The following is an 18780-nucleotide window of genomic DNA, read 5'->3' on the forward strand; positions in this document are numbered from 1 at the left end:
CATGTCCGTTTAGAGCAGCGAACCTGTCGCTTGGATGAACGATTGCACAGAAAACGAAATTAGTGCGTCCGGCCCTGCGGACGCGGGTCGGTCCATCGGAAGCTCGAATCGGCGACGGCTGCGTTGAAGCGCTGGTTGCTCAGCCGGATCGTGGTGCGGTTGTTCTGCGCATCGAGCGCGACCCAGCCCTGGAGCTTGAGGCCCGCCGGCGCCGCGGCATCCTTCTGGAAGACGAGCGTGATCCGGCCATATTCGGGATGCTTGTTGTCGTGCACCTCGACCGAGACGACGCGCGGATCGGCGGTGGGCTTCACCGTCGCATAGCCGCTGATGTCGCGATTCGGATCGAGCAGCACGCGCAGCGGCGAGTTGCCGATCGGCCAGCGCTGCACCTGCCGCACCTGATAGTCGATGAAATAGAGGCTGCTGCCATCGGCGACGATCAGCTGCGGCACGCCCTTTTCATACTGGAAGCGGATCTTGCCCGGGCGCTTCAGCGTCATCGTGCCCGCCACGACACGGCCGTTGCGGTCTTCCTGGGTGAAGTCCGCGGTCATGCTGGTGACCGCCTTCAGATGCTGCTGGACCTGGTCGAGCTCGGGCGTCGGCGCCGCCGCGACGAGCAGCGGCGCGGCGAGGAGCGACAGGGCCAAGGGACGGGAAAACACGGGATAGTCTCCGAATTGCTGGTCGCCCGGGTAGCGGGCGGGGCTTGAACGGGCTGTGAACCCGTTACCGCCCCGATTCGATCCCGTTACAAGATGAAGCGGGCGAAGCCATCCCGTGTGATCGAAAGATCGCCGGTACCAATCAGATCCATCCCGATCAGCATCGCATATCCGAAGCCGCGGTGCAGTTCGAACCCGAGCACCGGCTCTTCGAGAACGAAGGGAAGCTGTTGATCGGCGACGAACGCGGGATCCGTGTAGTCACCGCAGACGAAGCCGATGCGTATCAGATATTCACTCGAGAACACGGTTTCGCTTGCCGTCATGACGCGGCGCTGACCTTTGGGACGCAGCCCAAGCGCCTCAGCGACATCGACGCGAATGCCGGTGCCTGTGGCGCCGGTATCAAGAAGGCCCTCAATTCCAACGGAAGGATGGGGGTTGGGCGCGTTCGATGGCGCCATTATGACAATCGGAAGCAGCAGCCTTTTTCGATTATGACGCCACTCAATTTGCGGCATTCGCGTAGAGGCCGAGTTCGACGGGTTCTTCAGTAACCTGCTGGATCGAATAAAGTCCGTCGGGGAAGCGAGCTGCTCCCGAGTTGTCCGCGGCACCCGGCGTGTCGAAAAAGTCGACGATCTCGGCGTGGCGCAGCAGCGCAAAGCGATTGTGCTGCAACGGCAGGATCGTTCCGAGCGTACGCTGGAACGAGTCGAAGTTCTTCGCGATTTCGGCTCGAAGCTCCGAATAGTCCATGATCACCTTGTAGCGTGTATTCTGGTCGTGGGCACCGACGGATGCGACCAAGCGAATCGAAAACGAGTCGAGCCGTGCGTCACAATTGCCGGCCGTCGGTATCCATCAGCACCTCGCGGCGGCCGACATGGTCGGGCTTGGAGACGAGATTCTCGCGCTCCATCCGCTCGATCAGGCGGGCGGCCGAGTTGTAGCCGACGCGCAGCTGGCGCTGCAGCCACGAGGTCGAGGCCTTCTGGCTCTCCGCCACCAGCTGCACCGCGCGGCGGTAGGTCTGCTCCTCGGGGCTGTCCTCGCCGTCGGGTGCGCCTTCGAGGGTGAAGCCGCCGTCCTCGGGCTCTTCGGTGACCGCCGAGATGTAATCGGGTGCGCCCTGCGCGCGCCAGAAATCCGTGACCGCCTGGACCTCGTCGTCGCTGACGAAGGGCCCGTGGACGCGGGTGATGCCCTTGCCGCCGGACATGTAGAGCATGTCGCCCTTGCCCAGCAGCTGCTCGGCGCCCTGTTCGCCCAGAATGGTGCGCGAATCGATCTTCGAGGTGACGTGGAAGCTGATCCGGGTCGGCAGGTTCGCCTTGATCACGCCGGTGATGACGTCGACCGAGGGGCGCTGCGTCGCCATGATCAGGTGGATGCCCGCCGCGCGTGCCTTTTGCGCCAGCCGCTGGATGAGGAATTCGACTTCCTTGCCCGCGGTCATCATCAGGTCGGCCAGCTCGTCGACGATGACGACGATCAGCGGCAGCACCTGCAGGTCGAGCGTCTCTTCCTCGTAGATCGGCTTGCCGGTCTCCGGATCATAGCCGACCTGCACCTTGCGGCCGAGCGTCTGGCCCTTGGCCTTGGCGGTGCGGACCTTGTCGTTGTAGCTCGCCAGGCTGCGGACGTTGACCGAGGCCATCATCCGGTAGCGATCCTCCATCTGCTCGACCGCCCATTTGAGCGCGCGCACCGCCTTGGGCGGATCGGTCACCACGTCGGCGAGGAGGTGGGGGATGTCCTTGTACATGCTGAGTTCCAGCATCTTCGGATCGATCATGATCAGCCGGCACTGCTCGGGCGTCAGCCGGTAGAGCAGCGACAGGATCATGCAGTTGAGCCCCACCGACTTGCCCGAGCCGGTGGTGCCGGCGACCAGCAGATGCGGCATCGGCGCGAGGTCGGCGATCACCGGCTCGCCCGCGATGTTCTTGCCGAGCACCACCGGCAGGGTGGCGCCCTGTTCCTCGAATTGCTGGCTGCCGATCAGCTCGTGCAGGCTCACGCCCTCCCGGGTCGCATTGGGCAGCTCGATGCCCATCACGGTGCGGCCGGGGATGGTGGCGACGCGGGCGGAGATCGCGCTCATGTTGCGGGCGATGTCGTCGGCCAGCTGGATCACGCGGCTGGCCTTGATGCCGCTCGCCGGCTCCAGCTCGTACATGGTGACGACCGGGCCGGGGCGGACCTCGACGATCTCGCCCTTCACATGGAAGTCCTCGAGCACGCTTTCGAGCAGCCGGGCGTTGCGCTCCAGCGCGGCCTTGTCGATCGTCGCGGTGCGGTTGGCCGGGGGCGGGGTCAGCAGGTCGAGTGGGGGCAGCTGGTAGCTGTCCTTGAAGTCGAGCGCGGCCTGTACCGGCGGCTTGGCGCGCGCGGGGGCGGTGGAGATGGTGCGATCGGCGATCACCGGGCCGGGGCGATTGTCCGGCACCACGACGCGGCGCGGCTCGGCGGCGCGGGGCGGATCGCGATCGAAGGGCAGGTCGTCGTCCTCGCCGGGGTCTTCGTCGAACGTCGCCGCCGTCTGCGGCCGGGCGCGGAAGCCCGTGCCTGCCGGGGCCGCGAGGATTCGCTCCTCGCCGGTCGAGCGGGTGAAGCGCGGCATGCGGAACAGGCGCAGCGGCGAGCTGAACTCCAGCCGCATCCACCACAGCCACAGCCCGCCGAGCAGCAGCAGCAGCCCGATCCCGCGGCCGACCCAGAAGGACACCGCGGGATCGCCCGCCAGCCCGATCAGCCAGTCGACGCCGCCCGCGATCGACAGCCCGATCATCCCGCCCATGCCGGCAGGCAGCCGCCAGTCGAGCGGCAGCGACCAATCGAAATGGAGCAGCCCCAGCCCGACCGCGGCCAGCGCTGCAGCGGCGAGCGCGCTGCCGATCATGCGGCGCGGGCGCTCGATCGGGCGATCGATCATCATCCGGTGCGCGGCGAGCAGCCCGACGGGGGCGAGCAGCAGCACCGGCAGGCCGGCCAGCGTGTAGAGGATGTCCGCGATCCAGGCGCCGACCGGCCCCAGCCAGTTGCGCGCCGGGCCGCCAGCGGCGGTGTTCAGCGCCGGATCGGAGGCGTGGTAGCTCACCAGCGCCAGCACCAGCGCTACGGTTGCCACGAACAAGGCCGTGCCCGCCAGGACGAACCCGCCGCGACGGACGCCCGCCTTCATCGTGTCGCGCCAATGCGGCGCCTCTGCGCGGGACGCCATCGCCCAGCCTCCGGATCTGTAAGGAAAAACGTGGCGGAATCATCGCGCTTGCGGACTCCGGCGTCAAGGCGCGGGGGAGTACGGCATGCGTGCCATCGCATCAGCCACGCGTCTCGTCGAACATTTTGCAGCGCAGCAAGTTCATCCCTGCTATGCCGTTAACGAACCGCGCGTCGGAATCGATGCGCCTGTGGAACGTATTCGCGGTCGCTGCTTTTGGTGGAAACTGCGAGCAATATCAGCAACCGGGCCGGGATTTCTTGGCTACGGGCACTACGCGGCAACGACGTTGGGGGATTCAGTAGTGGACACACGTTGGGCGATATTCGGCACCGGCGGGATTTCGGCGAAGTTCGTCTCGGGGCTTCGCCATGCGAAGGGCGCGAAGCCGAACCTGGTCGTGTCGCGCAGCGCGGACTCGGGCCGGCGCTTCGCCCAGGCCTTCGGCATTCCCGAGGTGGCCGAGGGCTATGACAGCGTCACCGCGGCGTCGCCCTTCGACGTCGCCTATATCGCGACGCCGCCGTCCGAACATGCGCGCCACGCGATCGCCTGCATCGAGGCGGGCAAGGCGGTGCTGATCGAGAAGCCCTTCGCATCCTCGGTGGCCGAGGCACGCCGCATCGCAGACGCCGCCCGCGCGCAGGGCGTGTTCTGCATGGAAGCGATGTGGACCCGCTTCAATCCCGCCGCCCGCCGCCTGCGCGACCTGGTGCGCGAGGGTGCGGTGGGCGAGGTGCGGCAGGCGCATGGCGCCTTCTGCTTCACCAATGAACCCGATGCCGCGAACACCAGCTTCGACCCGCAGCGCGGCGGCGGGGCGCTCGCCCAGCTCGGCGTCTATCCGATCTCGCTGCTTCACTGGCTGTTCGGCGCGCCCGAGGACGTGGCTGCATTCGGCCGGACCGGCGACACCGGCGTCGAGGAAGACGCGGCGATCAGCCTGCGCTTCGCCGGCGGCGTGGTAGCGACGGTCAACACCAGCCTGCGCGCGCTCGGCGATAACGGCCTGCGTATCGGCGGCACCCATGGCAGCGTCGCGTTCGAGGGCCCGATCTTCCGCCCCTATGGCGTGCGGCTCCAGCGGATGACCCCGCGGCGGAAGGGCGGCGACACCGGGCTCGGCCGCAAGGCCCTGCTCCGCGAACAGGGCTTGCCGCAGAAGCTTTCGCAGCTGCACGGCCTGCTGACGCGCTCCGGGAAGGTGGAGCGGCAGCTGTTCGCCGGCAACGGCTATCACTATCAGGTCGAGGAAGTCGGCCGCTGCCTCGCCGCGGGCCTCAAGGAGAGTCCCGAGATGACCTTGGACGACAGCATCGCGGTGATGGAAACCATGGACACAGTGCGGGAACGGATCGGGGGACAAAGGTAATGAAGATGCAGGGCGAAAGCACGGGCAAGACGGGCGTGGCGATCATCGGCTGCGGCTATGTGTTCGACCATTATATGACGACGGCCTGGGCGCACCCGGAGATCGACGTGCGCGGCGTGTACGACATCGATCTGGCCCGCTCGGCCAAGGTGTCCGACTATTACGGCTTCTCGGTCTATCCCGACCTCCAGGCGATCCTCGATGATCCCGCGGTGACATTGGTGCTCAACCTCACCAGCATCGAGGCGCATTTCGAGCTGACCCGCGCGCTGCTCGAAGGCGGCAAGCACGTCTATTCGGAAAAGCCGCTCACCACCGATCTGGAGGAAGCGCGCACGCTGTTCCGCATCGCCGAGGAGCGCGGGCTCGTCCTGTCGAGCGCGCCGTGCAACTTCCTCAGCGACAGCGTCCAGACGATGTGGAAGGCGGTGCGCGACGGCGCGATCGGCAAGCCGCTGCTGATCTATGCCGAGTTCGACGACAACCCCATCTACCTGATGAAGCCCGAGACGTGGCGCAGCCGTACCGGCGCGCCCTGGCCCTATATCCACGAATACGAGATGGGCTGCACCTTCGAGCATGTCGGCTATCACCTGGTGTGGATGCTGGCGATGTTCGGCCCGGTGCGTTCGGTCACCGCCTTCTCGAAGGTCGTCGTCCCACACAAGACCGACCAGCCGATGCACCCGGCCGACACGCCCGATTTCTCGGTGGCGACGCTCGATTTCGTCAGCGGCGTCACCGCCCGCGTCACCTGCAGCATCGCGGCCCCGGCCGATCATCGGATGCGCGTGATCGGCGACGAGGGCGAGCTGAGCACCGATACCTATCGGCATTACCAGTCGCCGGTATTCCTCGAGCGCTTTTCGCAGCTCAGCCTCAATGCCCGCAAGGCGCGCAGCCTGCGGCTCCAGCCGCTGTTCGGCCGCGGTCTTGGCGTCGGCGGTCGCGTGCTGCCCTTCGTGCGCCACTGGAAGTCGTTCGCGACGATGCGCGCCAATGCCGCGGGCAAGACCTCGTTCTTCAAGAAGCTGGTGGCTGGCGCCAAGCGCCGCGAGGTCGGCGCGCAGGACAAGATGCTCGGCGTCGCCGAAACGGCGCGTGCGCTGCGGATGGGCGAGCCGTGCCCGATCCCGCCCGATTTCATCCTCCACGTCACCGAGCTGACGCTGGCGATCCAGGGCGCAGGCACGATGGGCGGCGCGGTGGCGCTGGCCACCAGCTTCGTACCCTTCGAGCCGATGGCCTCGACCAAGGCCGATCCGCGCAACTATCGCGACAGCTATTCGCCCGGCTTCCTCGCCAAGCGGATGGACGGGATGATCGAGCGGCTGCACCAGCATTGAGTGGCGGCAGGTGCGGGGGCCCGGCGCCCCTGCACCTGTTGACGGCTGGCACGCGCGTGCGAACCTGCTAGGGCAGGCCCATGGACCAGGCGGACATTCTCATCCTCGGCGGCGGGCTGGTCGGCAGCGCGCTGGCGGTTGCGCTCGACGCGCATGGCATCAGCTCGATCGTGATCGATCCGGCGGATCCCGAAACCATCCTCGCCGCGACCTTCGACGGCCGCGCCTCCGCCATCGCGAGCGCGCCGATGCGGATGTTCGAGGCGATCGGCGTCGCCGGGCGGCTGGCGGGGAAGGGGTGCCCGATCGAAGGCATCCGCGTCTCCGACGGGCTGGCGCCGGGCAAGCTCGACTTTGCGCCCGAGGCCGATGACGGCGCGCTCGGCCATATGTTCGAGAATCGCGTGCTGCGCACCGCCCTGTTCGAGGCAGCGCAGGCGGCGCCGCTGGCGGACGTGCGGATGCAGACGCGTGCCGTTTCGGTGGAGCGCGGGCCGCACGGCGTGGTCGCCACCCTCGATTCGGGTGCCACGGTGCGCGCGCAGCTGCTGATCGCGGCGGAGGGGCGCAACTCGCCCACTCGCGATTCGGCCGGCTTCAAGGTCGCGCGCTGGACCTATGACCATGCTGCGATGATTGCGACGCTCAACCATGAGCGCAGCCACGAGAACATCGCCTACGAGATCTTCTACCCGCAGGGCCCGTTCGCGATCCTGCCGCTGCTCGACGACGAAAACGGCCATCGCTCGGCAGTGGTGTGGACGGTGCACGCGCGCGACGCCGCGGCGATGCACAAGATTTCCGACCGCGCTTATCTGGCCGAGGCCGAGAAGAAGATGGGCGGATTCCTGGGCAAGCTGGGGCCGCTGTCGTCGCGCTCTTCCTATCCGCTGGGCTTCCACCATGCCGCCTGGATCACCGCCGAGCGGCTGGCACTGGTCGGCGACGCGGCGCACGGCATCCATCCGATCGCCGGGCAGGGTGTCAATGTCGGCTTCCGCGACGTGGCGACTTTGGTCGAGGTGCTGGTCGACGGCAAAAGGCTGGGGCTCGACATGGGCGATCCCGAGCTGCTCGCCCGCTACCAGCGCTGGCGCGGGCTCGACACCTTCATGGTGGCGCTGGCGACGGACGGGCTGACCCGGCTGTTCGGCATCCCCGGCGCGCTGCCCAACGCGGTGCGACGCTTCGGCCTGTCGGCGGTCGACAAGATCCCGCCGCTCAAGTCCTGGTTCATGGGCGAGGCGCGCGGCGAGAGCGGCGACGTACCCAAATTGCTCCAGGGAATTACGGCGTAGGGCCACCCGCTGCGTCGACAATGGCGCGGGCGGCGTCGAGATCCTCGTCGTCCACCATCACCCGGACCGGAATCAGCAGATAGCTGCCGTCGGCGATGCTGGCACCGGCGTCGAACACGAAGCTGGGGATGTCGTCATCCTCCAGCCGACCCTGGACGATGAAGGCTTCCTGCCGGTTGAACCGGCCGAGTTCGACGAGCGCCATGCCGGCCTCCGATGATTGACGCGCATGGGGCATGCGCATAATTTGTCCGCATGAAGCACGATCCGATCGCGTCCGGCAAGCGCAAGGCGGTGAACCTGTCGCTCGACACCGGTATCGTCGCCGCCGCGCGCGAGGCCGGCCTCAACCTTTCGCAAGTGTGCGAAGCGGCCATCCGGACAGCGACCAAGACGGAACAGGCTCGGCTCTGGCAGGAGCAGCATCGCGAGGCGATCGAGGCGAATAATGCCTGGGTGGAAGAGCACGGGCTGCCGCTGGCAAAGCACCGCCTCTTCTGATGGCCAAGTTCGATGTGCATCGCGGCGGAGGCGGCACGCTTCTGCTCGACTGCCAGAATGACCTACTGCAGCACCTCAACACGCGGCTCGTGGTGCCGCTCGCCAAGCCAGAAGAGGCGGTTCAGATCGACCGGCGCCTCACTCCGGTGCTGGAGGTCGAGGGTGCACCGCGCATCATGCTCACCCATTTCGCCGCCGCCGTCCCGCTCGCTGAGCTTGGAGCGCGTATCGGCTCCGTCCGTGACCAAGAATATGTCGTGGCCGCGGCGCTGGACATGCTGATCTCGGGCTACTGACGACCGCTCACGCCGCCGTCCCGCCCACCGTCAGCCCTTCCACCAGCAGCGTCGGCTGGCCCACGCCCGCCGGCACCGACTGGCCGCCCTTGCCGCACATGCCGACGCCTTCGTCGAGTGCAAAGTCGTTGCCGATGCCGGTCACGCGGTGGAGCACGGTCGGCCCGTCGCCGATCAGCGTCGCGCCCTTGATCGGGGCGCCCAGCTTGCCGTTCTCGATCAGATAGGCCTCGGTGCACGAGAAGACGAACTTGCCCGAGACGATGTCGACCTGCCCGCCGCCGAAGCTCTTGGCGTAGATGCCCTTCTTTACGCGGCTGAGCAGCTCGGCGGGATCGTCCTTGCCGCCCTTCATGAAGGTGTTGGTCATCCGCGGCATCGGTGCGTGCTGGAAGGATTCGCGGCGGCCGTTGCCGGTCGGCTCGACCCCCATCAGCCGGGCGTTGAGCCGGTCCTGCATATAGCCCTTGAGGATGCCGTCCTCGATCAGCACTGTCTCGCGCGTCGGCGTGCCCTCGTCGTCGATCGAGAGCGAGCCGCGGCGATCATGGATCGAGCCGTCGTCGACCACGGTCACGCCCGGCGCCGCGACGCGTTCGCCGATGCGGCCCGAGAAGGCGCTGGTGCCCTTGCGGTTGAAGTCGCCCTCGAGGCCATGGCCCACCGCCTCGTGGAGCAGCACGCCCGGCCAGCCGGGGCCGCACAGCACGGTCATGTCGCCTGCGGGTGCCGCGACCGCATCGAGATTGACCAGCGCCTGCGCCAGCGCCTCGTCGATCGCGCGGTTCCAGGTCTCGGGCTGGAAGAGCCTATCATAGACCACGCGCCCGCCGGTGCCGAAGCTGCCGGTCTCGCGCCGGCCGTTCTGCTCGACCACCACCGAGACGTTGAGCCGCACCAGCGGCCGCACATCGGTGGCGACGAAGCCGTCCGCGCGGACCACCTCGACCACGCTCCACTGGCCGGTGAGGCTGACCGAAACCTGCTTCACGCGGGGATCGCGCGCGCGGGCGGCGGCGTCGATCGTCTGGCAGAGGTTCACCTTGTCGGCGAACGGCACCAGGTCGAGCGGATCGGCATCGGTGTAGAGATGGCGGTTGTTGCCTTGGGGCGGGGCTGCCTTGCCCTGCTTCGCCGGATCGATCAGCGCCATCGTCTCGGCGGCGCGGCGGATCGCGGCGGCGCTGATCTCGTTGGCATGGGCAAAGGCCGTCGTCTCGCCCGAGACCGCGCGCAGGCCGAAGCCGGACTGCGTGTCATAGGCGGCGGTCTTCAGCCGGCCGTCGTCGAAGCCGAACGCCTCGGACTTGCGATATTGCAGATAGAGCTCGCCATCCTCGGCCTGGCCCAGCGCATCGGCGGTCAGGCGAACGGCAGCGTCGGGATCGAGCCCGTCACGATAGAGGAAGGCGCGGGGATCGGTGGGAATGCTCATTCTGACGATATAGGAGGCGCGTGCGCAGAGTCACGCGCTCCCGCGACGATCAGATGCTGGCGCCTGCCGGATGGTCGGGCAGCTGGCTCTGGTCGGCGCCGTCGGCGGGGCCGCCGATCAGCACGAAGCGGCGGTCGCAATAGCCGCAATCGACATAGCCAGTCTCGTCGATCTGCAGATAGACGCGCGGGTGGCCGAGTGCGGCGGGCAGGCCGGGGCCGGTGCCGTCACAGGCGACGCGGGCGTGGGCGGTGCGGATGACTTCGGGCGGGGCGATCATGCCCTGCGCCTTAGCAAAGCGCGCGGGGGCTCGCAATCGGATGCGCGGGGTCTTAAAGCTGCGCCCCATGACCCAGGCTGCGATCGCGATCGACACTCTCTGCAAGACCTATCAGGGCGGCAAGCGCGCGCTGGACGGCGTGACCTTCGAGGTGCCGCGCGGGCAGATCTTCGGGCTGCTCGGCCCCAATGGCGCCGGCAAGTCGACGCTGATCAACATCCTGGCCGGGCTGGTCAACAAGACCGACGGCAAGGTGTCGATCTGGGGCTTCGACATCGACGCGCACCCGCGCAACGCCAAGGCGAGCATCGGCATCGTCAACCAGGAGATCCTGTTCGATCCCTTCTTCACGCCCAAGGAGACGCTGGAGATCCAGGCGGGCCTGTACGGCGTGGCGAAGGACAAGTTCGACGCGATGGCGCTGCTCCGCGCGGTGCATCTGGAGGACAAGGCCAACGCCTATTCACGCACGCTGTCCGGGGGCATGAAGCGGCGGCTGATGGTCGCCAAGGCGATGGTCCATTCCCCGCCGATCATCGTGCTCGACGAGCCGACCGCGGGCGTGGACGTGGAGCTGCGCCAGCAGCTCTGGGCCTATGTCAAGCAGCTCAACCAGCGCGGCGTGACGGTGGTGCTGACGACGCACTATCTCGAAGAGGCCGAGGAGCTGTGCGACCGCATCGCGATCATCAACCACGGCCAGCTGATCGCCAACAAGCCGACGCGCGAGCTGGTCGGCATGGCGCAGGAAAAGGTGGTCGAGGTGACGGTGGACCGCGACATCGCGGCGGCGCCCGACAATGCCTGCTTCCAGAAGGTGGAGCTGAAGGGCGAGCGGGTGCTGGTGATCACCTACCGCAAGGACCAAGCCAACGCGGGCGAAGTGCTCGGCGCGGTGCAGGCGGCGGGGCTGGGGATCGTCGACGTCTCGACCCGCGAGGCGGACCTGGAGGATGTGTTCCTGAATCTGACGCGGGCGGCGTAAGGGGCTCAGCCTAAGCCTGACGATCTCGCATTTGCATTGGTCGCAGCCTCCGGATTTTACGGGCGGCACCATGGGGCAGGCGTGTTTCGAATGCGCGGAGCTCTGCCGCCGATTCTCGCGAGCCGGCATCCGCCGCGTGTCGCAGCCATCGCCGATAATCGGCTAGATTGTTGCGGTTGAAATTGCTTGCTGCAATATTGGCGGCAGCGCGCTCGTTCCCACTTTTCCAAGCGCGCCGGTACAGGCCCGCAGCACTGAACGGATCCGCGGGTTTTCCGAACCTGCGAAGGCTATCGCCATCCGAAATCCAGTCGGCCAGTTCTATCATGGCATCGGCATGTCGTCGCAACGCGAGATGCCACAGGATCGGCCTCCAAAGTCCGCTCTCGCGTTCATAGCGAATGCGAAGCGCCTTTTCGTACAAGCGGTCTTCTCTCGAAACGTCCACTGTCCGGCGCATCTGAGCATATTCGCACACCGGCCTTGGGCGTACAATTGCCAGGTGCTGGACTACCACTGCCGGATGTTAGCAATTTCAAACTACCGGCGATGTGTCGAGAAGAACGCCCACATCGCCTCGTTGTCCGCTACCCAGACATGGCCGGCGCGATGCTTCACCCGGCCGGCCACGTCCGCGTCGGCGGAGCAGCGGGTAAAGCGCTCTTCCTTCACCTCCGGCGACACCTCGCGCTCCACCGGCCCCACCCGGCACCCGTTCAGGTCTGCCCAGCGGACCAGCGCGGTGTGCATCGTGTACTGCCAATAGCCCGCGCCGCCGCCCTGAATCGGGTTGGTGGTGTCCGCATCGCCGGCGAAGGCCAGTACCGGCATCGGACGCGACGGCGTGCAGGTCGCCGGATCGGGGACGCGCGGCGTTTCCTTCAGCGGGTTGCCCGCGCGCAGGCCGACCACCGGGGCGATTGCGGCGAAGCGATCCGCCGCAACGCAGCCGAGCCACGAGGTCATCCGTCCGCCGCCCGAATAGCCGGTGGCGTAGACGCGGGCGCGATCCACGCAGCCCTTGGCCGCCAGCTGGTCGATCGCGGTCTTCACGAAGACGACGTCGTCGGCATCGTCCGGGCCGGGCACCTTGCCGGTCACCGTCGGCACGCCGGGGATGTTCCACACGAAGCCACCTTCCGCCGGGATGCCGCCATCGGGTGCGGCGAGGAGGAAGCCGTGGCGGTCCGCAGTCGCTTCCAGCTTCGATTGGGCGAGGATGTCGCGGCCCTTGCCGGTGCTGCCGTGGAACACGAACACCAAAGGCAGCCGCGCGGCGCTGCGATCGGCGGGCACATGCACCAGCATCGACCGACCGGTGCCTTCGATCGCTACGGAAGCCGTCGTCCCCGGCGTGCCCAACCGGCACACTGCCGCCTGCGCCGAACCGCTGCCGAACAGCGCCGCCACTCCGATCCACCAGCCCAACCGCATCTGCTTCTCCTCTCGCTAACCCCTTATGCCCAAGGGTAGGGATTGCGGAACCCGCCGCTTGCGCGCTTTAAGCGCCGCAAAGGAGTGCCTCTTTGTCCGACACTACCCACCAAAGCGATGTCCTGGTCCTCGGTTCCGGCGCGGCGGGGCTCACCACCGCGCTCCATTTGGCGGACAAGTTCAAGGTGACGGTGCTGGCCAAGGGCGGCTTTGCCGAGGGCTCGACCGCCTGGGCGCAGGGCGGGATCGCCGCGGTGCTGGAGGACGGCGACACCTTCGAAAGCCATATCGACGACACGATGGTCGCCGGCGCCGGCCTCAACGACCGCGCGACCGTCGAGATGGTAGTCGAGAACGCGCCCGCCGCGATCGAGCGGCTGGTCCAGCTCGGCGTGCCGTTCAACACCGAGGGCAATGCGCTGCACCTCACCCGCGAGGGCGGCCACAGCCACCGCCGCATCGCGCATGTCGACGATGCGACGGGCCTGGCCGTGCAGACCGCGCTGCTCCGCGCGGCGCAGGCGCATCCGAACATCACGCTGGTCCCCGACATGGTGGTGATCGACCTCGCCACCAGTCGGCACGAGCTCCGCTATTCGGGCGCGGGCAATGTCTGGGGCGTCTATGCCTTCAACCGCGCGACCAACCGCGTCGAGCTGTTCACCGCCCGCGCGACCGTGCTGGCGACCGGCGGGGCGGGGCGGACCTATCTCTTCTCCACCGCCCCGCGCGGCGCGACCGGGGACGGGATCGCGATGGCATGGCGCGCGGGTTGCCGCATCTCCAACATGGAGATGATGCAGTTCCACCCGACCTGCCTCTACAATCTCGACGTCAAGAACTTCCTGATCACCGAGGCGGTGCGCGGCGAGGGCGGGCATCTGCTGCTGCCGCCCGAGGCCGGCGACGAGGCGGGTCACCGCTTCATGCCGGATTTCGATGCGCGGCTGGAGCTGGCGCCGCGCGATATCGTCGCCCGCGCCATCGACCATGAGATCAAGCGGCTTGGCCTCGATTATGTGCACCTCGACATCAGCCACATGGGGCCCGAGTTCGTCCAGCACCATTTCCCGACCATCTACCACCGGCTGCTCGATCTCGACATCGACATGACCAAGGCGCCGATCCCGGTGGTCCCCGCCCAGCATTACACCTGCGGCGGCGTGATGATCGATCGGGACGGGCGCACCGACCTGCCGGGGCTCTATGCCGCGGGCGAGGTCAGCCAGTCGGGGCTGCACGGCGCCAATCGCCTGGCGTCCAACTCGCTGCTCGAATGCTTCGTGTTCGGCGAGGCGGTGGCGAATCACATCGGCGCGCATTGGGGTGACCTGCCGCCGCCGCCGGCGATCCGGCCCTGGGACGAGAGCCGGGTGACCGATTCCGACGAGGAAGTCGTCATCAAGCAGAACTGGACTGAGATCCGGCGCTTCATGTGGAACTATGTCGGCATCGTCCGCACCACCAAGCGGCTCGAGCGCGCGGCACACCGGATCAAGCTGCTGCGCGAGGAAGTTGCCGACTATTACGGCCATTTCCGCGTGACCCCCGACCTGATCGAGCTGCGCAACCTGCTGGAGAGCGCCGACCTGATCGTCCGCTCGGCGCTCCACCGCAAGGAGAGCCGCGGCCTGCACTATACGCTCGACTATCCGGAGACGCTGGCGGAGGCGGTCGACACGGTGCTGGTGCCTTGAAATGGCGTCATTTCCTGTCCCGAGAGATGCGCCCTTCTACCCGTCATCCCCGCGGAGGCGGGGATCCATTCGCCTTTGCGGTCGAGGCAGGAGCCGCAGCGGCATGGGCAATGGGTTCCCGCCTGCGCGGGAATGACGAAGGGTGTGGGGTGAGCGTGATCCCACCTTCACGCCTCGTCGCTCCCCCGACTCGCTTCGTCGCATTGCGGGAATCCCTTGCTTTGCCGCCCCTAGGGGCAGACGCATGATGGATGTGGGCAAGAGGTTGGTTGCGGTGCGTAAAATCCGGTTTTCGAAAGTCGAGCGTGCGCTGACCGTGGCGGGGCTTGGGCCCGCGGTGCTGCTGGGCTGCGCCGTGCACGAGCATCCCGAACTCGCCGCCTATCTGCCCGCGCCGAACTATGGCGTGCTGATGCCGATCCCGCGTGCTCAGGCCGCGCCCCGCCCGGAAGTGCCGCCGCCCGCAGGCCTGGTGAATCGCCTCTCGGACATCGCCCATAATTTCGACGGCGTCGTCGGCATTGCGGTGACCAGCGTCGACCGCAACTGGACCGCCTCACAGGGCGGCGCGCGCAAGCTGCCGCAGCAGAGCGTCTCCAAGCTGTGGGTGGCGATGACCGTGCTCGACCAGGTCGACCAGGGCCGGATCAGCCTCAACGACCCGCTCGTCATCACCCGCGCCGATTTCACCCTGTTCCACCAGCCGGTCGCCTCGCTGGTCAAGAGCGACCAGGGCTATCAGAGCACGGTGGGCGAGATCCTGCGCCGCGCGCTGACGATGAGTGACAATACCTGCAACGACAAGCTGCTCCGCCTGGTCGGCGGGCCGCCGGCGGTGCGCTCGTTCATCGCGCGCAATGCGCTGGGCTCGATCCGCTTCGGACCCGGCGAGAAGCTGCTCCAGCTCGGCACCTCGGGGCTGACCGCGTGGAAGCCCGAATATTCGATGGGCAATACCTTCGCGGTCGCCCGCGCCCAGCTGCCGCGCGAGACCCGCGTCGCTGCCTATCAGCGCTACGTCGCCGATCCGCCCGACGGCGCGGCGCCGCTCGCCATCGCAGGTGCGCTCGCCCGGCTGAAGCGCGGCGAGCTGCTGTCTCCGGTCTCGACCCAGTGGCTGATCGCGACGATGCAGGCCTCGCACACCGGCAAGTACCGCCTGCGCGGCGCGCTGCCGCCCGGCTGGCAGCTCGCCCACAAGACCGGCACGGGCCAGGACCTGTTCGGCCGCACCGCCGGCTATAACGACGTGGCGCTGCTCACCGCACCGGACGGCCGCGCCTATGCGCTGGCGGTGATGATCGGCGACACGCCGCGGCCGATCAATGAGCGCCAGCTGCTGATGCAGGGCGTGGTCCGCGCGGTCGTCGCCGAGCATCAGCTGGGCGCCTGAAAACTAGGGCCTAAAACAAGGGCTCCGGCGGGATGACGGCGGCGCACCGCGCTGCTATCTCCCGCCCCATGCCCCATCTCTATCTCGTCGACGGCTCCAGCTACATCTTCCGCGCCTATCACCGGCTGCCGCCGCTGACCAACAAGCATGGCGAGCCGGTGGGGGCGGTTTACGGCTACACCTCGATGCTGTGGAAGCTCGCCGACGAGCTGCACAAGGCCGACGGGCCGACGCACATGGCGGTGATTCTCGACAAGTCCGAGCATACCTTCCGCAACGATCTCTACGACAAATACAAGGCGCACCGCCCGCCCGCGCCCGAGGACCTGGTCCCCCAGTTCCCGATGATCCGCGACGCGACCCGCGCCTTCAGCCTGCCCTGCATCGAGGAGCTGGGCTGGGAGGCCGACGACCTGATCGCCAGCTATACCAAGGCGGCACTGGCCCAGGGCTGGGCGGTGACGATCGTCAGCTCGGACAAGGATCTGATGCAGCTGATGACCGATCCGTCGGTCGACATGCTCGACACGATGAACAACCGGCGCATGGGCCCGGACGACACCCGCGAGAAGTTCGGCGTCGGCCCGGAGAAGCTCGGCGAAGTGCTCGCGCTGATGGGCGATAGCGTCGACAATGTGCCCGGCGTCCCCGGCGTCGGCCCCAAGACCGCCGCCAAGCTGATCCTCGAACATGGCGATCTCGAATCGGTGCTCGCCGCCGCGCCGAGCATGAAGAAGGGCAAGCTGCGCGACAATCTGATCGAGCATGCCGATCTCGCGCGGCTGAGCCACAAGCTGGTGACGCTCGCCTGCGACGTGCCGCTGCCCGAGCCGCTCGACGCGCTGGAGCTGCAGGGGATCCCCGACGCACCGCTCCGCGCGTTCCTCGAGCATCACGGCTTCAAGACGCTGCTCTCGCGCCTGTCTACGGTCGCCGATGCGCCGGTGGAGGTGCACGAGGCGCCCGGCGTCGAGGAGGACCCGCCCTGCAACCATGACGGCTACGAGACCGTCACCGATCTCGATGCGCTCGATCGCTGGATCACCGTCTCGCGCCACCAGGGCTGGGTGGCGATCGACACCGAGACGACCGGGCTGGATGCGACCCAGGCCGATCTCGTCGGGGTCAGCATGGCGCTGGCGCCCAACCTCGCCTGCTATATCCCGCTCGGCCATGGCGGGACGGACATGTTTGCCGAGAAGCCCGAGCAGATCGACCGTGCCGAAGCGCTCGCCCGGCTGAAGCCGCTGCTGGAGGATCCCGCCGTCCTCAAGATCGGGCACAATCTGAAGTACGACATGATCGTGCTCGGCCGCGCCGGCATCCGCGTCGCGCCTTATGACGACACGATCGTGATGAGCTTCGACCTCGACGCCGGCCTGCACGGCCACGGCATGGACGAACTCGCCGCCACCCATCTCGCCCATAGCTGCATCGCCTACAAGGACGTGGTCGGCACCGGAAAGAGCCAGCTGAATTTCGGCCAGGTCGATCTCAAGGCGGCGACCCGCTACGCCGCCGAGGATGCCGATGTCACGCTGCGGCTGTGGCGGCGCCTCAAGCCCCGGCTCGCCTATGAGAGCGTGACGCGGGTGTACGAGAGCGTCGATCGTCCGCTCGTCGCGGTGCTCGCCGAAATGGAGAGCATTGGCATCAAGGTCGATGCCGGGGTGCTGGCCAAGCTCTCGTCCGACTTCGCGCAGCAGATCGCGGCGCTGGAGGAGGAAATCCACGCCATCGCCGGCTTCAAGTTCACCATCGGCAGCCCCAAGCAATTGGGCGACGTGCTGTTCGACAAGATGGGGATCAAGGGCGGCCGAAAGGGCAAGTCGGGCGTCTATTCCACCGACGTCAACGAGCTGGAGCGCATCGCCGCCGACAAGGATTCGCCCGGCCGCGAGATGGTGCTGAAGGTGCTCGACTGGCGCCAGCTGTCCAAGCTCAAGTCGACCTATACCGATGCGCTGCAGGCGCAGATCAACCCGCATACCGGCCGCGTCCATACCAGCTACAGCCTCACCGGCGCGCAGACCGGGCGGCTCTCCTCGACCGATCCGAACCTGCAGAACATCCCGATCCGCACCGAGCTCGGCCGCCAGATCCGCGACGCGTTCGTCGCCGAGCCCGGCAACGTCATCCTGTCGGCCGACTATTCGCAGATCGAGCTGCGGCTGGCTGCGCATATCGCGGACGTGCCGGCGCTGCGTACCGCCTTCGAGAATGGCGACGACATCCACAGCATGACCGCGATGGAGCTGTTCGGCGAAGTGAACCGCGACACGCGCGGGCGCGCCAAGACGATCAACTTCGCGATCCTCTACGGCATCTCGCGCTGGGGCTTGGCCGGCCGGCTCGACGTCACCCCGGACGAGGCGCAGGCGATGATCAGCCGCTATTTCGAGCGCTTCCCCGGCATCAACCGCTACATCGCCGATACCCTGCGCGAAGCGAAGGAGCGCGGCTACACCACCACGTTGTTCGGCCGGAAGACCCACTTCCCGCGGCTCAAGGCGTCCAACCCCAACGAGCGGGCGGGCAGCGAGCGCGCGGCGATCAACGCGCCGATCCAGGGCACCAGCGCCGACATCATCAAGCGTGCCATGGCCCGCATGGTCCCGGCGCTGCGCGAGGCGGGGCTGCACAACGTCCGCATGCTGCTCCAGGTGCACGACGAACTGGTTTTCGAACTACCCGAGGGCGATGTCGAGGCTGCGCGGCCGATCATCGAGCAGGTGATGGCCACCGCCGCCGAACCCGCGATCAAGCTCACCGTGCCGCTGGGCGTGGAGATCGGTGTCGGCCCCAGCTGGGGCGCCGCGCATTGAGCGAGGGGGAAGCGTCCCAAGATA

General features: G+C 67.4%; 18 protein-coding genes. 9 read left to right on the plus strand and 9 right to left on the minus strand.

All coding sequences use genetic code 11. The features are described from left to right. Positions 1–59 precede the first annotated feature (59 nt). The 4 genes from BM009_RS11735 to BM009_RS11750 form a co-directional block, all read right to left on the minus strand. Positions 60–668, minus strand: a complete 609-nt coding sequence (locus tag BM009_RS11735; protein ID WP_093296340.1) for a LolA family protein — start codon at positions 666–668, stop codon at positions 60–62. Positions 669–754: 86 nt separating this feature from the next. Then, complete coding sequence (locus BM009_RS22230) at positions 755–1132, minus strand: aspartyl protease family protein (RefSeq protein ID WP_217644196.1); 378 nt, start codon at positions 1130–1132, stop codon at positions 755–757. 43 nt (positions 1133–1175) lie between these two features. Continuing rightward, positions 1176–1427: a hypothetical protein gene (locus tag BM009_RS11745; protein WP_139216603.1), complete on the minus strand. Its 252-nt coding sequence runs from the start codon at positions 1425–1427 to the stop codon at positions 1176–1178. A gap of 79 nt (positions 1428–1506) precedes the next feature. Next, on the minus strand, positions 1507–3894 hold the full coding sequence (locus BM009_RS11750) for a DNA translocase FtsK (protein WP_093296345.1): 2388 nt from the start codon (positions 3892–3894) through the stop codon (positions 1507–1509). 304 nt (positions 3895–4198) lie between these two features. Between BM009_RS11750 and BM009_RS11755 the strand changes: the two genes are divergently transcribed. The 3 genes from BM009_RS11755 to BM009_RS11765 all read left to right on the plus strand — a co-directional run bounded on the left by BM009_RS11755 (position 4199) and on the right by BM009_RS11765 (position 7910). Further along, complete coding sequence (locus BM009_RS11755; protein ID WP_175487989.1) at positions 4199–5266, plus strand: Gfo/Idh/MocA family protein; 1068 nt, start codon at positions 4199–4201, stop codon at positions 5264–5266. Beyond that, entirely contained in the window at positions 5266–6612 is a 1347-nt protein-coding gene (locus tag BM009_RS11760; RefSeq protein ID WP_217644197.1) for a Gfo/Idh/MocA family protein, read from the plus strand. Before BM009_RS11755 ends, BM009_RS11760 begins: the two co-directional genes overlap by 1 nt. Before the next feature lie 80 nt (positions 6613–6692). After that, entirely contained in the window at positions 6693–7910 is a 1218-nt protein-coding gene (locus BM009_RS11765) for a UbiH/UbiF/VisC/COQ6 family ubiquinone biosynthesis hydroxylase (RefSeq protein ID WP_093296348.1), read from the plus strand. Here the strand turns inward: BM009_RS11765 and BM009_RS11770 are convergent. Next, positions 7900–8115, minus strand: a complete 216-nt coding sequence (locus BM009_RS11770) for a putative signal transducing protein (protein ID WP_093296349.1) — start codon at positions 8113–8115, stop codon at positions 7900–7902. The genes BM009_RS11765 and BM009_RS11770 overlap by 11 nt on opposite strands. Positions 8116–8165: 50 nt before the next feature. Here BM009_RS11770 and BM009_RS11775 point away from each other — a divergent pair, with 50 nt between their 5' ends. Further along, the gene (locus BM009_RS11775; protein ID WP_093296351.1) at positions 8166–8411 is read left to right on the plus strand and encodes a type II toxin-antitoxin system CcdA family antitoxin; all 246 of its coding nucleotides are present in this window, start codon (positions 8166–8168) and stop codon (positions 8409–8411) included. Continuing rightward, the gene (locus BM009_RS11780; RefSeq protein WP_093296352.1) at positions 8411–8707 is read left to right on the plus strand and encodes a CcdB family protein; all 297 of its coding nucleotides are present in this window, start codon (positions 8411–8413) and stop codon (positions 8705–8707) included. Before BM009_RS11775 ends, BM009_RS11780 begins: the two co-directional genes overlap by 1 nt. A 7-nt stretch (positions 8708–8714) precedes the next feature. On the opposite strand, the gene tldD is transcribed toward BM009_RS11780, so the two are convergent. Next, on the minus strand, positions 8715–10142 hold the full coding sequence (tldD, locus tag BM009_RS11785) for a metalloprotease TldD (RefSeq protein ID WP_093296354.1): 1428 nt from the start codon (positions 10140–10142) through the stop codon (positions 8715–8717). 49 nt (positions 10143–10191) lie between these two features. Further along, positions 10192–10422, minus strand: a complete 231-nt coding sequence (locus BM009_RS11790) for a zinc-finger domain-containing protein (protein WP_084582405.1) — start codon at positions 10420–10422, stop codon at positions 10192–10194. Positions 10423–10489: 67 nt separating this feature from the next. On the opposite strand from BM009_RS11790, the gene BM009_RS11795 reads away from it, so the two are divergent. After that, positions 10490–11407 (plus strand): ABC transporter ATP-binding protein, encoded by a 918-nt coding sequence (locus tag BM009_RS11795; RefSeq protein WP_093296355.1) that lies wholly within the window; start codon positions 10490–10492, stop codon positions 11405–11407. A gap of 10 nt (positions 11408–11417) precedes the next feature. Here the strand turns inward: BM009_RS11795 and BM009_RS22600 are convergent, their stop codons facing one another. Next, positions 11418–11831: an SEL1-like repeat protein gene (locus BM009_RS22600; protein WP_175487990.1), complete on the minus strand. Its 414-nt coding sequence runs from the start codon at positions 11829–11831 to the stop codon at positions 11418–11420. A gap of 116 nt (positions 11832–11947) precedes the next feature. Continuing rightward, a complete protein-coding gene (locus BM009_RS11800) occupies positions 11948–12841 on the minus strand; it encodes a CE1 family esterase (RefSeq protein WP_093296357.1) in 894 nt (297 codons plus the stop codon). Positions 12842–12933: 92 nt separating this feature from the next. On the opposite strand from BM009_RS11800, the gene nadB reads away from it, so the two are divergent. The 3 genes from nadB (at position 12934) to polA (ending at position 18756) form a co-directional block, all read left to right on the plus strand. Further along, the gene (gene nadB, locus BM009_RS11805) at positions 12934–14538 is read left to right on the plus strand and encodes an L-aspartate oxidase (protein ID WP_093296358.1); all 1605 of its coding nucleotides are present in this window, start codon (positions 12934–12936) and stop codon (positions 14536–14538) included. 283 nt (positions 14539–14821) lie between these two features. Continuing rightward, the gene (locus tag BM009_RS11810; protein WP_254772271.1) at positions 14822–15931 is read left to right on the plus strand and encodes a serine hydrolase; all 1110 of its coding nucleotides are present in this window, start codon (positions 14822–14824) and stop codon (positions 15929–15931) included. A gap of 68 nt (positions 15932–15999) precedes the next feature. Further along, positions 16000–18756: a DNA polymerase I gene (gene polA, locus BM009_RS11815; RefSeq protein ID WP_093296360.1), complete on the plus strand. Its 2757-nt coding sequence runs from the start codon at positions 16000–16002 to the stop codon at positions 18754–18756. Positions 18757–18780: the final 24 nt, after the last annotated feature.

It is taken from the genome of Sphingomonas sp. NFR04 (genome assembly GCF_900114095.1).
Classification (GTDB): Bacteria; Pseudomonadota; Alphaproteobacteria; order Sphingomonadales; family Sphingomonadaceae; genus Sphingomonas.

Excerpts from the sequence above, each read along its gene's own strand:
- BM009_RS22230 (WP_217644196.1), bottom strand. The coding sequence starts at position 1,132 with ATGGCGCCATCGAACGCGCCCAACCCCCATCCTTCCGTTGGAATTGAG.
- BM009_RS11745 (WP_139216603.1), bottom strand. The coding sequence starts at position 1,427 with ATGGACTATTCGGAGCTTCGAGCCGAAATCGCGAAGAACTTCGACTCG.
- BM009_RS11750 (WP_093296345.1), bottom strand. The coding sequence starts at position 3,894 with ATGGCGTCCCGCGCAGAGGCGCCGCATTGGCGCGACACGATGAAGGCG.
- BM009_RS11760 (WP_217644197.1), top strand. The coding sequence starts at position 5,266 with ATGAAGATGCAGGGCGAAAGCACGGGCAAGACGGGCGTGGCGATCATC.
- BM009_RS11765 (WP_093296348.1), top strand. The coding sequence starts at position 6,693 with ATGGACCAGGCGGACATTCTCATCCTCGGCGGCGGGCTGGTCGGCAGC.
- BM009_RS11770 (WP_093296349.1), bottom strand. The coding sequence starts at position 8,115 with ATGGCGCTCGTCGAACTCGGCCGGTTCAACCGGCAGGAAGCCTTCATC.
- BM009_RS11775 (WP_093296351.1), top strand. The coding sequence starts at position 8,166 with ATGAAGCACGATCCGATCGCGTCCGGCAAGCGCAAGGCGGTGAACCTG.
- BM009_RS11780 (WP_093296352.1), top strand. The coding sequence starts at position 8,411 with ATGGCCAAGTTCGATGTGCATCGCGGCGGAGGCGGCACGCTTCTGCTC.
- tldD (WP_093296354.1), bottom strand. The coding sequence starts at position 10,142 with ATGAGCATTCCCACCGATCCCCGCGCCTTCCTCTATCGTGACGGGCTC.
- BM009_RS11790 (WP_084582405.1), bottom strand. The coding sequence starts at position 10,422 with ATGATCGCCCCGCCCGAAGTCATCCGCACCGCCCACGCCCGCGTCGCC.
- BM009_RS11795 (WP_093296355.1), top strand. The coding sequence starts at position 10,490 with ATGACCCAGGCTGCGATCGCGATCGACACTCTCTGCAAGACCTATCAG.
- BM009_RS11800 (WP_093296357.1), bottom strand. The coding sequence starts at position 12,841 with ATGCGGTTGGGCTGGTGGATCGGAGTGGCGGCGCTGTTCGGCAGCGGT.
- polA (WP_093296360.1), top strand. The coding sequence starts at position 16,000 with ATGCCCCATCTCTATCTCGTCGACGGCTCCAGCTACATCTTCCGCGCC.